Consider the following 15496-nt stretch of genomic DNA (forward strand, 5'->3'; position numbering starts at 1 on the left):
CTAGGTAAGGATCATGAACGCCGCGTTAGTCTTTTCGTCGGCATTTGAGGCATCTGCCCAGCAAGCGCCCGAATCCGTTCAAAAAAATCGGCCGGTTCGCGAAGCTGGCGCACCCGGAAAGCTTGACCTATATTCCGGCCATTGGCATTCAGGCGCCGTCATCCAGGCGCCGTGCAGAACGAAAGAACCATGAACAGCCTCGACCTTCCCGGACGCCCCGAAGATACCCGCATCGTTGTCGCCATGTCGGGCGGCGTCGATTCGTCGGTTGTTGCCGGCCTTTTGAAGCATGAAGGCTATGATGTCGTCGGCGTCACGCTGCAGCTCTACGACCATGGCGCGGCAACGCACCGGGCCGGCTCGTGCTGCGCCGGCCAGGACATCGACGATGCCCGCCGCGTCTCCGAAACGCTCGGCATTCCGCATTATGTGCTTGATTACGAGGAGCGTTTCCGCAAGGCGGTGATCGACCCCTTCGCCGAGAGCTATGTGGCCGGCGAAACGCCGATCCCTTGCGTTTCCTGCAACCAGACGGTGAAATTCGCCGACCTCCTGGCGACCGCCAAGGAACTCGGCGCCGAGGCGCTGGCCACCGGTCATTACATCCGCTCCGGCGCCAACGGCGCCCATCGCGCGCTGTACCGGCCGGTCGACGCAGATCGCGACCAGAGCTATTTCCTGTTCGCCACCACACAGGCGCAGATCGACTACCTGCGCTTTCCGCTCGGCGGCCTGTCGAAGCCGCAGGTTCGCGCCATCGCCGAGGAAATGGGGCTGACGGTCGCTGCCAAGCAGGACAGCCAGGACATCTGCTTCGTGCCGCACGGCAAGTACTCCGATATCATCGCCAAGCTGAAGCCGACTGCTGCCAATCCGGGCGACATCGTCCATATCGACGGCCGCGTGCTCGGCCGCCATGAAGGCATTTTGCGCTACACGATCGGTCAGCGCCGCGGCATCGGCATTGCCTCGGGCGAGCCGCTCTACGTCGTCCATCTCGACGCAGACCGGGCCCGCGTCGTCGTTGGCCCGCGCGAGGCGCTGGAAACGCACAAGATCTATTTGCGCGACATGAACTGGCTGGGCAACGCTGCGCTGTCAGATATTCCGGCCGCCGGGCTGGAGCTTTTCGCCAAGGTCCGCTCGACACGCCCGCCACGCCCGGCCGTGCTGCGTCACAACGCCGGGATCACTTCGGTGGAACTGGTCGACGGCGAGTCCGGTATCGCGCCCGGCCAGGCCTGCGTGCTCTATTCCGACGACGGCAACGAGGCCCGCGTTTTCGGCGGCGGCTTCATCGAGCGTTCCGAACGCGGCGCCGAGGCCGAGGCGATGCTGACGCGGCTGGCGGCCCGGCCGGCGCAGATTCCCGCCGAATAGACGATAATCCCGATCTATCGGGATCGATCAGGCTCTGATACAGCCGCACTTTCTCTCAGGAAGACGATCCGGTGTGGGCAACCGTGCCAGCGGTCAGGATACGCAGCACCCTGATGGCTTCCTCGCCGCTGGTACGCGGTTCTGCCCGCGTCTCGATGCACTGGATGAAATGCTCGAGTTCTCGCGTCAGCGGCATGCCCTCGCCCACTGCAACATAGGACGGCTCGTTGGTGGTGAAGGCCCATTGGCCGCTGTCTTGCCAGACCGCGTGGCGGTAGACGGCGAGCTTGCGCTCCCACGGCTCGACATCGTCGAACACCGCCATCGCCTTGGTGCCGACCACGGTCAGCCGCCGTTCGCGGTAGGGATTGAGCCGCGACGCGAATAGGTGGCTGCGCAGACCGTTGGGAAAGCGCATGTGCAGATGCGCGAAATCGCTGAGATTGTCGAGGAGCGCTGCCCCTTCTCCACGCACCTCGATCGGTTCCGTGCCGGTGATGGCCAGGATCATCGACAGATCGTGCGGCGCCAGGTCCCACAGCGCATCGTTCTCGGTGTGGAATTTGCCGAGCCCGAGCCGGTGCGAATGGATATAGCGGACCTCGCCGAGCTCGCCATTGTCGATCAGCGCCTTCAACGTCTCGAAGGCGGGATGAAAGCGCAGCACATGACCGACCATGAAGACGCGGCCATTGTCGACCGCCGCCTTCACCGAACGCTCGGCATCGGCCACCGTCAGCGCGATCGGCTTCTCCACCAGCACGTCCTTGCCGCCCTGGACGGCGCGCACCGCCATATCGGCGTGGAACTGCGGCGGCAGCGCCATCACGATGGCGTCGATGTCGCTGCGCACAAACAGCGCCTCCGGCTCGATCGCCAGGCAATCCTGCTCACTGGCGAAACCTTCGGCGCGGGCAGGGTTGACGTCCGAGACCGCGTGCAGCGCGCCGAGCGCCTTGAGGGTGCGGATGTGGTTGCTGCCCCAGTATCCGCAACCGAGGACTGCAATGCGCGGTTTCATCATTCCAACTCTAGAATTTCGTGGCCGAGACATAGCGGCGCGCCCCGCCGAACTCAACCCGGCATTTCTGTGCCCGATTATCTGCCCGGCAAAGCTTTTCGGCCATCAGAGCTACGTGCGTGCGCCTGGACACACAAAGTACGTCTCAAGTCCGTGAACCTTGGCGACGCGACAGGATGCCATAGAGTGTGGCGCCAGACCGGCTGCATCGACACCGGCTGCATCGATGCTTGACAGGCTTGGCGTCCCAATCTTATATCCGCCCGACCTTGGCGAACGCTTCGACATGCCCTCTGATTTGAGGCGGATTTCGGGCCTTTCGCCGCCCTGGCGGGGTAGCTCAGTTGGTTAGAGCACGGGAATCATAATCCTGGGGTCGGGGGTTCAAGTCCCTCTCCCGCTACCACCTTCAAAATTGCCCAACAATTCTCCGGCCCCTTCATGGCTCCCGGAAGCCCAGCGTTTGCGGGATGTGCGGCCGAAAGCTGGGGAGAGCGGAAACAACCTTCCCATTCAATCTGCTCTCCGAATGTCCATCATTCTCCGAAGCTCGGGAGCCTTTTGGATCTTCGGTCCGGCCCCTCCGCCGGCACAATCTTTGCGTTTCCGCCAACGGTTCCGCCAATGGCGTCTCTATGACTTGCCCGCAAGCACCGCCGCAACCTATAGGTTTGCAACTAGCCTTTTGGTTTGCTAGCTTCACCGTAGGGATGAGGAGATGCGGATTTTGTACCGCCTTTGGAAGTGGCTCTTACGTCCGAAAGCACTGGGTGCCGGAGCGAACAGGGAGGAGCTTTCACCGAGTCATCCGTCCTCCATCAGCGAAGCACGTCTCCTGGACTTTTTGGCGAACACGACTGATGGTGTGTCGTTCTATGATCAGGACTTCCGCCTGACGCACTACGCAACCAACCTCAAAAGCATCCACAGCCGCCCGCTAGTTGCGGGCGTCGCTCTGTGGGAGATTTATCCGAACGTCGACACTGAGCTCATCGAAAAATTTGTTCGCGTGCTGCGCGGCGGCACTCCAATAAATGTCAATCTCCAGCGATCGCTGGGGGAGGCGCCCCGTTCCGCTGTCGTTTTCGGCGCTGCGAATGGAATTGGAATCATTGAATCCAGAGAAAGGGAGCGGGGCGGGCGGGGCTCACCGGAAGAGCAAGAGCGTATGATGCTCCTTCATCAGGCGACGCACGACGCATTAACCGGATTGCAGAACCGGCGGGGGTTCAGCGAAAACCTGCAACAAGCTCTGTCGGTGGTCGATGAGCCAAATGCCACTGCCCTGCTGCAAATCGACCTTGACGGTTTCAAAGCGGTCAATGACACACTCGGCCATGGCACGGGCGATACGTTGCTTCAACTGGCAGCAGGCCGGATCCGGGACACGCTGCAGGATGGCGAACTCGCATACCGGTTAGCTGGAGACGAGTTCGCCGTCATTCAATCGCGTACGGGACAGCCCGCCGAAGCGGAACGCCTCGCGGGGGCGTTAATTGAAGCATTCAAGGCGCCGTTCATGATCAACGACATCCCCGTCTTCGTCGGCGCGAGCATCGGAATTGCATTCGGACCGGGACACGCGACCGAGGGCGAGCAGTTGATGAAGGCCGCGGATATCGCCCTTTATGCCGCCAAAAGAGACGGACGCGGCTGTGCGCGAATTTTCAATCGCTCGATGCAGCTCCTGCTCGAACAGCGTGAAAACCTGAGGCGCAGTCTTCGAATGGCGCTGGACCGGAACGAGCTTTATCTTGAATATCAACCGCTCATTCGGGCTCCCGCGTCGGTCGTGGGCTTCGAAGCGCTGCTGCGATGGCGGCATCCCGAAGTCGGGACCATTCCTCCGAGCGTGTTCATACCGATCGCCGAAGCCGACGGTCTCATGGACGAGATTGGACGATGGGTGATCGAAGAAGCCTGCCGCCAAGCAACGAGATGGCCGTCTTCACTGACGGTCGCCGTGAACCTGTCGCCGGCGCAGTTCCTGAGCGGTTCGCTCACGGACACGGTTGCTCAGATCGTCGACGCAGTCGGAATCCGCGCCGACCGGCTTGAGCTCGAGATTACCGAAACCGTTCTTCTCGAGCAAACCGTCGACAACATTGACACACTGAATACCCTGAATGTCCTCGGGATAAGGATCGCGCTAGACGATTTCGGCACCTACTACTCCTCGTTGAGTTACCTTAAGAACTTCCCGTTCGACACATTGAAGATAGACCGATACTTCATAAAAGACTTAGAAACCGATCGAAAAAGTCAGACGATCGTGCGATCGATCATAGGCATGGCGCACGGCTTGGGGATAAGCGTCACCGCGGAGGGAGTTGAAACGCCGGGACAAGCACAGTGGCTGATCAGGGAAGACTGTGATTACCTCCAGGGCGATTTCCTGGGACGGCCACTCGGAGCCGAGGCGACGCGCGATTTCATCAGGCGATCTCCCAAGGAACTAATACGCGAAAGTGGGGACGAAATCTGGCGATCCAGCGTCCGGCCCCATGCATAGCGGCGTGGACGAAACTGAGGGGTCGCATCGCTTGACTAACATGCAGCCAGAAACGAGTGAGGAACGCCAATGAATATTGCTTCTCATGACGAAGATGGCGAAGCAGTCTTTGAGACAATGATCCAGATCGATTTGGACGTCAAAACTTTTATGTCTGATTGGATACTCTGCGATCAACTCTCGACCTACTCGGCGCGGATGATCAGCCATAACAGAACTGACTCCGTACGGCATTCAAACCTCTTTTCCTCTGCGTTGAACGAATTATTGGAGGTCGCCTTTCGTACGCGGCATTACGGCGGTGAAATAGCCTGTAGAGTGTCCCGCCGGGGTGAGACGGACAGGATCGAACTGACATTCCCTTGCATGCCCGAAGAACGACAATTCTTTGAAGAAGCGGTGTTTCAAATTACGGGATCCGAGGCAATGGAGCGCTATCTCAACTCAGTGTCCGGAGACCTCGCGCCCAGTCGTGAAGTCGTTCTCTTGGAACTCGCCATCGACTACAACGCGACCCTTCGAGTCGAGCAAGTCGGCGCTGAAATCATCACTCTTGTCGTCGATCTTCCGCTTGAGGGCATGCCAAGTTGAGCGCGTACAACCTTTTCCCGCGTTTCAGAGCGCAATACGATGCAAACGATCAGGAGTTCTCGATATCGGGAATACTGCGGCCCCAGTCGATCGATGAGCTTGCGCCCAGCATTGCCCTGTTGAAGGAATCAATCGCTCGTGTACGCGGCACTCTGTACGTAAACGTCAAACGATTGACGCAAATGAACAACACCGCATTTCATGCTTTCTCGCGGGTCATTATTGACGCCTGTCGCGCTCGACCAGATCTCAGGTTCGTACTCGTAACGTCAAGCGTTGTCGGGTGGACGACCAGAAAATTCGGGCGCCTGAACGGAATCGAAGCGAACATCACGGTTCAAGAGTATGACAGTGATTTCTATCCGGGGCAGAGCTTCCTCGAAGAAGGCGGGTTCATTCCGATCCTCCGCACACAGACGAAGATGACTTGGCGCCACGAGCGCACAATCTTGCCGCGACACGGCATGCAACCCGGTATCGTCATGGCCGACATCTGTTGCGGAATTGGTGATTTCGCCGTACTCGCGCAGAAAGAATTTCAGCCGTCACGGATTGTCGCTCTCGACCATTCCAGATCAAGCCTTGCTTATGCGCGAAGCGTGGCTGCGGCGTTCGATATCGGAGGAATTGAATATACCTATGGCGACGCGTCAGAAATGCTGCTCGACCAAGATCAGTTTGACTTGGTCACATGCCGACACTCCCTGCAGGTGTTCAACAAGCCCGAACTGATTCTCAAGGAACTCTTTCGCATCTGCAAGCCGGGCGGACGCGTCTACATCACGAATGAAAAGAACTCGCACTGTCTGGGCGAACCGCGCGCCGATAGCATCCAGTGGACCTATAATGAAGTCGCCAAGCTTTGGGCGCACTTCCAGATGGATATCGAGCTTGGCCCCAAAAGCCGTCGATACCTGGTCGAAGCGGGGTTCGAAGACGTTCGAGTCGAGTCTTTCGTGGTCACCAACCACGACGGCGATCCGCAGGACTTCGCAGATGTCGTCGCGGCATGGGAGAACGTCTATGCAGGCGAGATGGCGACAAAGCGAGGTGACCCGCCGGCGTTCATCAGACGGTTCCGACAGGGTTTCCAGGATCACATTTTCGCTGCGCTCCACCCCAAGGGATATGCCGGCTGGCCAATCTGGGTTGCATCAGGACGTAAGCCACTGTGAGCGACCCGCATGCCATTTCCCCCAAACCCTGGTCCGTTTTCCGGCCTAACAGCTTCCGCGCGAAATTCATAATCGTTGTAGGCGGGGCGGTGCTCTTCGACCTCCTGGTCGGTGGGAGCGTCGCCCTGTGGAACGTCAACCGGCTTTCCCGCGACGCGACGTATCAGATCGAGAGCGGCCTCACCAAGGCGAGCCAGGAGTACCTCCAGAATTATATCGAGACGACTGCTCTGCGCGCCGATCTCCTGTTCGATCAAATGCACTCCGAGGTTACCGCACTTGCAGGCTCCATGCAGAGACTGATCGATCATCCAGAGGCGAAGGAGGCAATCGGCAACGCGCTGGCGACGGACTCCTATTTCAATGCGCCGCTTATACATGACCCCGAGGGAAACTGGATGCAGAGCCCACAAGGGTCGCCTTCGGTCTTGAGTATCTGGGGATATCTTCTCTCCCCCGATGGCCGACCGAAGCCCGAAATTCTCCACAAAATTCAGGAGAGTGCGGCGTTCGACATTTTTGGCCCAAGCCAAATGGCAACAGGCGCCAGGAAGTTGCAGGTCTATTACGTTGGACCGAAGGCAGCACCTATCATGCGCACGACTCCTTACTCCGATCAGGCGCAAACCTTCGACAAGCTCTATCCGGGCCACAACAACGCAAATTTCTGGGATTTCTTCTTTCCTGGCGTCTACGAGGGCTGGCAGGGGTGGATCAGGGACCCGAATTCGCGCCCCGTGAAAGGCGATGACATCACGGCGACTGCCCCATATATCGATGCGATTACCGGTAAGCTCATAGTGAGTTTCTTCCATCCGCTCTGGACGAAGGACCGCAAGGATGTCGCCGGCATGGTCGCTTCCGACGTAACGCTCGATCAGCTCGCTGAAATCGTCGAAAGCGTGAAGGTCGCTGAGACGGGCTTCGGTTTTCTCACCATGTCGAATGGCAATGTGCTCGCGATCAAGCCCGAAGGCGAGAAAACGCTCGGGCTCAAGATTGCAAGCGGTGCGGCGGGTCAAGGCGTTACCGGACTCGATCGCTCGCTCAAAAAGAGTACGCATTCGGCCGTTGCGGCGCTCGAACTTCCTGCCGACGACAAGACGGTCATCAAGCATATTTCGATTTGGGAGGAGGATGGCGAAGCCGAACCTCACATCGTCGCGCTTCGCCGACTGGAGGCAGTCAATCTCTGGAATAGCACGGGGTCCATCACAGCCGAAAACCAGATGCTCGGCTTCGTTGTCCCGGAGCGGGAAATCTATGCTTCCCTGCTTGCAGCGCAACAGAGCATTTCCAGCGCGACCAACCGGATCCTGGTCTCCCAGATCATCGCAATTATCATTTCGCTCCTGATTGTCTTTGCGGCTGTCTTCGGAATCTCAAAGCGGATCACCGCAGGCCTCAGCGCGCTTGCAGCAGCCGCAAAGCGGCTCCAGGCACAAGACTATTCAGTTCGAGTAAGCATTCCGACGCATGACGAAGTGGGAGAGGTGGGGGTCGCGTTCAACCGGATGGCGGAGGAGATCAGCTTCCATACGGAAAATCTCGAGCAAATCGTCGATGAAAGAACGAAGGAGCTTGAAGACGCAAATCAGGAGATTTCCGCCCTCAACAGCAAATTGCGAGATGAGAACCTCCGCCTTGGTGCAGAGCTTGCAGTTGCCAAACATATCCAGATGATGGTTCTGCCGAGAGCCAGCGAACTCGAAGCCATCCACGGGGTCGAAATCGCAGCTTATATGCGGCCGGCCGACGAGGTCGGCGGCGACTACTACGACGTCTTGCAAGAGGGATCGCGAGTCAAAATCGGGATCGGCGATGTGACAGGCCACGGGCTCGAAAGCGGTGTGCTGATGCTGATGGTTCAATCCGTTGCACGCGCGCTGCAGGAGACTGGCGAGGACAATCCACGTCAGTTTCTCGATCGACTGAACAGAGCCATCTATAAAAATATCGAACGGACCAACACCGACAAGCATCTCTCGCTGGCCTTTCTTGACTTTGAGAATGGGAGGGTGACCCTGTCAGGGCAGCATGAGGAGGTTCTCGTCGTTCGTGCAAATGGAGAGATCGAGCGTATCGATACCGCCAATCTTGGTCTGCCGATCGGCCTCGAACGCAACATCTTGCCGTTTATCGCAACGCGCGACATTCCGTTCAACAGCGGCGATGTGATCGTGCTCCACACGGATGGTGTGACCGAGGCGGAAGATCAGGAGGGAAAATTGTTCGGTTTGATACGCCTCTCTAACAGTGCGCGCCACTATCATCGCAGGAGCGCCGAGGAGATCAAAACTGGAATTATTGAGGACCTGATGGCGCATATCGGAACACAGAAAATCCACGACGACATCACGCTCGTGATCATGAGGCACAAGTAGGAATGACAACACTGTTCGGAACAGCCGACTTTGCAATTGGAATGAGAGAGAGCGTCAGCCGCGTGCGATTGTTCGATGGACCTCTCGACCTGAGTTGGCATCATTGCGCTACTACTTCGGACTTCATCGCGGACGTTTTTGCCCTGCGCTTCCAGTCTTCTCGCAACGACTACAGGGAAGTGCGACACAGCATTGGCTATCTAGTCAACGAACTGATTGAAAATGCGGTCAAGTTTCGTGCGCCAGGCGAGATCACCATCGAGGCGGCCATAGAATCGGAAAGTTTTAAAATCAAGGTTTCGAATGTTGTTGACGTCGAAACGACCGCTAAATTTCAAAATCTTCTGTCGGAGATCACAGCCGGCGATCCGGGTGAGCTCCTGATCCAGCGAATCGAGGAGAATGCCGCGGACCCTCAGACAACAAATTCCGGTCTTGGATTGCTGACGTTGATGAGCGACTATGGCGCGAGCCTGGCTTGGGTCTTCAGCCCCGCCGACGAAAGGGACCAGGTTCGCCTGGAAACATATGCTTCAATTGTGGTATCATCAGAAACTTATAACTAAAACGAAATGAAGACAAAATCGTGGACATAACAACGACAAATTATCGCGTGTGGAACGAAGGAAGCGATGTTTATTTTGACGGCGTAATGAGGTTGTCCAGTTCTGAGGCCTATGCGCCCATTTTGCAGCTAATGATGAATGTCCTTACCTCCAATCCTACTACTATAACGATACATGTATCAGACTTGGAGTTCCTTAACTCGTCGGGCATCAATTTATTGGCCAAATTTACCATAGAGGTCAGAAAGCATCCAGAGATCCAACTCATTGTCCGGGGAAGCTCGGAAATACCTTGGCAGTCGAAATCGCTGCCAAATCTCAAAAAACTACATCCTGCGATGGTACTCTTCGTTGGCTGACGGGCGGGTTTATCCAGGCGTCAAAGACCATTCGGCTACACTTTCCGGACGTCTGCCTTTTGAGATGCGAATCGAAGAGGACGGGAGCGGGCTCATACGCTCTGGCATCCGGCTGAATGCCGCTTCCGAGGCGGCGGCCGAAAGGCCGGTCAGGGTCATGACTTCCGGTACGGCTGAACGTCGGCGTTGGAGACGCCATATCGCGGCTCCAAACCAGGACCGTTCCGTCCTTACGCTGCCTGCACGTTTTTCGAGATCCGCGCCCACTCCGGAATCCAGTCGCGGTGCGCGGCGAGCAGGTCGTCGACAAGCGACCAGATCTGGTCGAGATCGAGCTCGGCGGCGGTATGCGGATCCATCATCGCCGCGTGATAAAGATGCTCGCGGTTTTCCGTCATCAAGGCCGCGACAGTCAGTTCCTGCACATTGACATTGGTGCGGATGAGCGCCGTCAGTTGCGGCGGCAAGGTGCCGATGAAGGTCGGCTGGATGCCGGACGCATCGACCAGGCACGGCACTTCGGCCGCGCAATTTTCCGGCAGCGAGGTGATGCAGCCATTGTTGCGGACATTGCCGTAAATAACTGAGGGCTCGCCAGTCCAGACCGAGTTCATGATCGAGGAAGCATATTCATGGCTCTCCTCGATCTCGATGTTCTCGGCGCTCCGGTAGGCGGCCGCCTGCCCTTTCCACCGCTCGATCTGCTCGATGCAGCGCTTGGGATATTCATCGAGCGGAATGCCGAATTTCTCGATCAGATCGGGCCTGCCGTCCTTGATGAAATAGGGCGTGTATTCGGCGAAATGCTCCGAGCTTTCGGTGACGAAATAGCCGAGGCGGGTCAGCATCTCGTAACGCACCTTGTTCGGGCAGCGCGGATTCCAGTGGCTGGGTTTCGGAAATCGCCCGTCGCGGTAGCCGCGCACGAGATCCGGATAAAGGTCGCGGTAGCTGCCATCGGCCTGCCGATGCTCGAATTTCAGGTAGAAGGCCATGTGGTTGATGCCGGCGGCACGGTAACGGATTTCATCGAGCGGGATTTCGAGATCTCGGGCGAGTTCAAAAGCCGTTCCCTGCACCGAATGGCAGAGACCGACCTGCTTGATGAGCGGATACTTTTCCGCAATCGCCCAGGTGTTGATCGCCATCGGGTTGACGTATTGCAGGAGGATGGCGTCGGGGCAGATTGCCATCATGTCTTCGCAGATTTTCCAGAGATGCGGCACGGTGCGCAAACCCCGCATGATGCCGCCAACGCCGAGCGTATCGGCGATCGTCTGGCGCAGGCCGTATTTCTTCGGCACCTCGAAATCAGTGACCGTGCAGGGCTCGTAGCCGCCGATCTGGAAGGCAACGACGACGAAATCCGCGCCTTCCAGGGCCTTGCGCTGGCTGGAATGCGTCTCGATGGTCGCCGCAGCGCCAAGCGTCTTGACCAGCTTTCCGGCGACGATCTCGCTTTCTTCCAGGCGCTGCGGATTGACGTCCATCAGCGCGATGGTAGCGCCCGAAAGAGACGGCCGCTGCAGCACATCGCCGATGACATTCTTCATGAAGACGGTGGAACCGGCCCCGATGAACGTGATTTTGGGTTGTCTCGTCATGAATTGCGCCTCTTGTCTGCGATTATGCGGCTACCTCGAACGCGGCCTTGACGAGCCGTTCAGTGTAGGCGGTCCTCGGATGGGAAAGAACCTCGTCGACGGGTCCCTCCTCGACGATTTTACCGTGCTGCATCACCACGACCCGATGACAGAGCGCGCGTACGACCTTGAGATCGTGGGAAATGAAGAGATAGCTCAGGCCGCGCTCATCCTGCAGCTTGCGCAGGAGGTCGATGATCTGGGCCTGAACGGAGAGATCGAGCGCCGATGTCGGCTCGTCGAGCAGGATGAATTCCGGCTCGAGTGCGATTGCCCGCGCAATAGCGATGCGCTGGCGCTGTCCGCCGGAAAACTCGTGCGGAAAGCGCGACAGGATGTTGTGCGGAAGCCCGGCGCTGACAAGCGCCTGCTCCACGCGCTGCAGCCGATCACTTTTGTTGTCGCCGAGCCGATTGACGATCAGCCCCTCCTCGATGATCTGGCCGACCGACATGCGCGGATTGAGCGAGGAGAACGGATCCTGAAAGACGACCTGCATGCGCGATCTGAGCGGCCGCATCTGGTCACGTGTCCTTGCGTGGATCGGTTCGCCGTCGAAGAAGATTTCGCCGCCGTCGGCCGTCAGAAGCTTCACCAGCGCCTGCCCGAACGTCGTCTTGCCGGACCCGGATTCGCCGACCAGCCCCAGCGTTTCGTACCGGTGAAGCTTTAGGCTGAGGCTGTCGACGGCGACGAGTTCCTTGAGCCGCGGCTTGAAGAACCCGCCATGCTTCAGCATGAACGACACCCGCACATTGCTGCCCTCGAGAATGACGGCTGAGTCCACCGGCGTCGGATTGGCCATGCCCTTTGGTTCGGACGCCAGAAGATGGCGCGTATAGGGATGCTGCGGGTTCTTGAAGAGCGCTTCAGTGGTGTTGTGCTCCTTCACCTCGCCCTGGCTCATGACATAGACGTAGTCGGAAAACTGGCGAACGACCGTCAGATCGTGAGTGATCAGGATTACCGCCATACCTAGCTTCTGCTGCAGATCACGGATGAGGTTGAGGATCTGCGCCTGCACGGTGACGTCGAGTGCCGTCGTGGGTTCGTCGGCGATGAGTACGTCCGGATTATTGGCGAGCGCCATGGCGATCATGACGCGCTGGCGCTGACCGCCTGAAAGCTGGTGCGGATATTGGTTGAAGCGGCTTTCCGGGTCCGGAATCTGCACCTGCCGCAACAGCTCCAGCGTACGCTCCGCTGCTTGCCTGCGGCTCATCTTCTGATGAACGCGGATCGCCTCGATGATCTGCGCGCCGACCGTGTAGACCGGATTGAGCGAGCTCATCGGCTCCTGGAATATCATCGAAATGCGGTCGCCGCGCAGCGCCAGGCGCTGCCGGTCGGAGAATTTCAGCACATTCTTCCCATCATATTCGATCCGCGAGTGCACGGCCACGGTGGCGCGCTTGGTGAGCAAGCCCATGACCGTGCGCGCCGTCACCGACTTGCCGGAGCCGGATTCTCCCACCACAGCGATGGTCTCGCCGCGATAGAGCTGAAACGAGACATCCTTGACCGCGTCGACGGTTCCGCCTTCTACCTTGAAGGTCACCGCGACATTGCGGGCGTCGATGATCGGACTGCCGGTCCTCACCGCATGATCGTGACGTTCGTCCGGCGCCATCGAGGTCTTTTCCGTCAGAGCCATGGTGCCGGCCTTCTCAATAGGGATCGACGGCGTCGCGAAGACCATCGCCCAGCGCATTGAACGAAAAGACGGTGACCAGCACGAAACCCACGGGGGCAAGGATCCAGGGATAGGACCCAATGACGGAGTATGTCGCGGTATCCTGCAGCATCAGCCCCCAGGAGATCAGCGGCGGCTTCACCGCGAAACCGAGGAAGCCGAGGAAGGATTCAAGCAGCACGACATTGGGGATCGCCAGCGTGACGGCGACGATGACGTGGCTCATGACGTTGGGGAAAATATGCTGAAAGATGATCCGGCGGTCGGTTGCGCCGATCGCCATCGCCGCCCGCACATAGTCGATCCGCGCCAGCGCCAGCGTCTTGCCTCGAACTTCGCGCGACAGCTGTGCCCAGCCGAGCGCCGACATCACGAAGATGACGAACGCGAGGAAGACATTGGTCGGCGCCGTCACCGGAATCAGCGAGGTGAGCGCGAGATAGAGCGGCAGTTGCGGAAAGGCGAGCACCAGTTCGACGAAGCGCTGCACCCATGCGTCGAACCTTCCGCCGAAATATCCGGACACCATGCCGACCGTCGTGCCGACTACCGTGATGATGAACACCACGGTCAGGGCGATCATCAGCGAAATGCGCGAGCCGTAGATGATGCGCGACAGCACATCGCGGCCGAACTTGTCGGTGCCGAGGAAATTGACCGGGCTTCCGTCGGTGGCGCCGAAGAAATGCCGCTGCGCCGGGATCAGTCCGAATAGCCTGTAGCCGAACCCCTTGACAAAAAAGCCGAGCGTCTGCGGGTTATCGTAGTCGGGACCGACGATCGGCTGGAACGTGACGGGGTCGAATTCATCTGTTTCACGAATCGGATAGCTGCGCGGCGGAAAGACGAAGTTCCCCTCCCGATCCGTCATGCTGATTGTCTGCGGCGGCGCGAAACCGACGCCGGTCAGTTTCGGATCGACGGGTGCGAAGAACTCCGCGAAAATCGTCATGATCATCAGGAGGCAGACAAGGATCAGCCCTATCATGCCGGTCCAGGATCGCTTCAGACGGCGCCAGACAAGCGCGGTATAGGTTTCATTGCCGTTGCCTTTGGCCGGCGGCACGGAGGCGAAGATTATGGATTGGACGTCGGCTTTCATGCGTCGGCCCCTCCCCCAAGACGAACGCGCGGGTCAAGTGCCGCGAGCAGCATGTCGGCGATGGTGTTGCCGACGATCAGCGTCACCGACAGAACCAGCATGAAGGTCGCCGTGACATAGACGTCGCCGACCCACATCGAGCCGACGATGGCCGGGCCGACCGTAGGCAGGGCGAAGATGATCGCGGTCTCGATCTCGCCGGTCAGCATGTAGGGCAGCACGACGCCCTGATACATGACGAGCGGATGCAGCGCGTTCGGCACGGCGTGGCGCATGACCACCGCGCCCTCGCTCAGGCCCTTGGCCCGAGCCGTTTCGACATATTGGGCGTTCAGCGTATCGAGAAGATTGCCCCGCATGACGCGCATGTTGTAGGCGAGCCCGCCCAAAGTGGCGATCGCGATGACCGGCCAGACATGCTTGACCAGGTCGACGAACTTGCCCCACGACCAGGGCGCCCCGCCGTAGCGAGCGGAATGGAAACTGTTGATCTCAGTGACATTGAAGTGGAACACCAGGATATAGACGATAATCAGCGCCATCAGGAATCGCGGTATCGTCATGCCGAGAAACGAGATGCCCGACAGCAGGCTGTCCACCCAGGAATATTGCCGGGTTGCCGCCAAAACGCCGAAGGTGATGCCGATCACCGAAGCCAGGATATGGCAGACGAGCGCCAGCGCCAGCGTACGGGGCAAACGTTCGCCGACCACATCGGCGACAGGCTTGTTGTAGAAGAGACTGTGGCCGAAATCGCCGCGGGTGACGATGCCCGTGATCCAGTTGACGTACTGGAGGGGCAAGGGCTTATCGAGGCCATGCGCGATCTTGTAGGCCTGCGCCTGGGCGTCGGCCTTTTCGAAGGATGCGCCACCCTGGTTGATCAGTTGGGAGCGCACATAGTCGCTGTAGTCGCCCGGCGGGGCCTGGATGATCGCGAACGTCACGACGCTCAGGACGAAGAGGACAGGAATCGCCGAGGCGATACGCACAAGCAGAAATCTGAACATGATCGTGTTTGCTTCTCTTGTGGCTCGTGGCGATCTGCTCCTTCACGAGGCGCGGTATCT

General features: G+C 58.8%; 12 protein-coding genes and 1 tRNA gene. 8 read left to right on the top strand and 5 right to left on the bottom strand.

The window, feature by feature from the left end:
- Window positions 1–189 precede the first annotated feature (189 nt).
- Window positions 190–1380, top strand: coding sequence for a tRNA 2-thiouridine(34) synthase MnmA (mnmA, locus tag X738_RS51465; RefSeq protein ID WP_023797941.1), 1191 nt, complete (start codon window positions 190–192; stop codon window positions 1378–1380).
- Between the two features lie 55 nt (window positions 1381–1435).
- On the opposite strand, the gene X738_RS51470 is transcribed toward mnmA, so the two are convergent.
- The gene (locus X738_RS51470; RefSeq protein WP_023797942.1) at window positions 1436–2401 is read right to left on the bottom strand and encodes a Gfo/Idh/MocA family protein; all 966 of its coding nucleotides are present in this window, start codon (window positions 2399–2401) and stop codon (window positions 1436–1438) included.
- Window positions 2402–2730: 329 nt separating this feature from the next.
- Here X738_RS51470 and X738_RS51475 point away from each other — a divergent pair.
- The 7 genes from X738_RS51475 (at window position 2731) to X738_RS86875 (ending at window position 9988) form a co-directional block, all read left to right on the top strand.
- Window positions 2731–2807: transfer RNA gene (locus tag X738_RS51475), tRNA-Met, on the top strand.
- 312 nt (window positions 2808–3119) lie between these two features.
- On the top strand, window positions 3120–4913 hold the full coding sequence (locus X738_RS51480; protein WP_084833647.1) for a putative bifunctional diguanylate cyclase/phosphodiesterase: 1794 nt from the start codon (window positions 3120–3122) through the stop codon (window positions 4911–4913).
- A 69-nt stretch (window positions 4914–4982) separates the two neighbouring features.
- Window positions 4983–5504 carry a hypothetical protein gene (locus X738_RS51485; RefSeq protein ID WP_023797944.1) on the top strand — a complete coding sequence of 174 codons (522 nt, stop codon included), beginning with the start codon at window positions 4983–4985 and terminating at the stop codon, window positions 5502–5504.
- A complete protein-coding gene (locus X738_RS51490) occupies window positions 5501–6679 on the top strand; it encodes a class I SAM-dependent methyltransferase (RefSeq protein WP_023797945.1) in 1179 nt (392 codons plus the stop codon). The genes X738_RS51485 and X738_RS51490 overlap by 4 nt, the downstream gene beginning before the upstream one ends.
- Window positions 6676–9063 carry a SpoIIE family protein phosphatase gene (locus tag X738_RS51495; protein ID WP_245277610.1) on the top strand — a complete coding sequence of 796 codons (2388 nt, stop codon included), beginning with the start codon at window positions 6676–6678 and terminating at the stop codon, window positions 9061–9063. The genes X738_RS51490 and X738_RS51495 overlap by 4 nt, the downstream gene beginning before the upstream one ends.
- Window positions 9064–9065: 2 nt before the next feature.
- Entirely contained in the window at window positions 9066–9629 is a 564-nt protein-coding gene (locus X738_RS51500) for a slr1658 superfamily regulator (protein ID WP_023797947.1), read from the top strand.
- 20 nt (window positions 9630–9649) lie between these two features.
- Window positions 9650–9988, top strand: coding sequence for a slr1659 superfamily regulator (locus X738_RS86875; protein WP_023797948.1), 339 nt, complete (start codon window positions 9650–9652; stop codon window positions 9986–9988).
- A 230-nt stretch (window positions 9989–10218) separates the two neighbouring features.
- On the opposite strand, the gene X738_RS51510 is transcribed toward X738_RS86875, so the two are convergent.
- From X738_RS51510 to X738_RS51525, 4 genes are read right to left on the bottom strand one after another with little or no spacing between them, the layout of a single operon-like run.
- Complete coding sequence (locus tag X738_RS51510; RefSeq protein ID WP_023797949.1) at window positions 10219–11592, bottom strand: alpha-glucosidase/alpha-galactosidase; 1374 nt, start codon at window positions 11590–11592, stop codon at window positions 10219–10221.
- Between the two features lie 22 nt (window positions 11593–11614).
- A complete protein-coding gene (locus X738_RS51515) occupies window positions 11615–13285 on the bottom strand; it encodes an ABC transporter ATP-binding protein (protein WP_023797950.1) in 1671 nt (556 codons plus the stop codon).
- A gap of 13 nt (window positions 13286–13298) precedes the next feature.
- The gene (locus X738_RS51520) at window positions 13299–14426 is read right to left on the bottom strand and encodes an ABC transporter permease (RefSeq protein WP_023797951.1); all 1128 of its coding nucleotides are present in this window, start codon (window positions 14424–14426) and stop codon (window positions 13299–13301) included.
- Window positions 14423–15436: an ABC transporter permease gene (locus X738_RS51525; protein ID WP_023797952.1), complete on the bottom strand. Its 1014-nt coding sequence runs from the start codon at window positions 15434–15436 to the stop codon at window positions 14423–14425. Before X738_RS51525 ends, X738_RS51520 begins: the two co-directional genes overlap by 4 nt.
- Window positions 15437–15496 lie beyond the last annotated feature (60 nt).

The organism is Mesorhizobium sp. L48C026A00, from assembly GCF_000502375.1.
In the GTDB taxonomy this organism is placed as follows: Bacteria; Pseudomonadota; Alphaproteobacteria; order Rhizobiales; family Rhizobiaceae; genus Mesorhizobium; species Mesorhizobium muleiense.

Excerpts from the sequence above, each read along its gene's own strand:
- X738_RS51485 (WP_023797944.1), top strand. The coding sequence starts at position 4,983 with ATGAATATTGCTTCTCATGACGAAGATGGCGAAGCAGTCTTTGAGACA.
- X738_RS51515 (WP_023797950.1), bottom strand. The coding sequence starts at position 13,285 with ATGGCTCTGACGGAAAAGACCTCGATGGCGCCGGACGAACGTCACGAT.
- mnmA (WP_023797941.1), top strand. The coding sequence starts at position 190 with ATGAACAGCCTCGACCTTCCCGGACGCCCCGAAGATACCCGCATCGTT.
- X738_RS51470 (WP_023797942.1), bottom strand. The coding sequence starts at position 2,401 with ATGAAACCGCGCATTGCAGTCCTCGGTTGCGGATACTGGGGCAGCAAC.
- X738_RS51525 (WP_023797952.1), bottom strand. The coding sequence starts at position 15,436 with ATGTTCAGATTTCTGCTTGTGCGTATCGCCTCGGCGATTCCTGTCCTC.
- X738_RS51480 (WP_084833647.1), top strand. The coding sequence starts at position 3,120 with ATGCGGATTTTGTACCGCCTTTGGAAGTGGCTCTTACGTCCGAAAGCA.
- X738_RS51520 (WP_023797951.1), bottom strand. The coding sequence starts at position 14,426 with ATGAAAGCCGACGTCCAATCCATAATCTTCGCCTCCGTGCCGCCGGCC.
- X738_RS51500 (WP_023797947.1), top strand. The coding sequence starts at position 9,066 with ATGACAACACTGTTCGGAACAGCCGACTTTGCAATTGGAATGAGAGAG.
- X738_RS51510 (WP_023797949.1), bottom strand. The coding sequence starts at position 11,592 with ATGACGAGACAACCCAAAATCACGTTCATCGGGGCCGGTTCCACCGTC.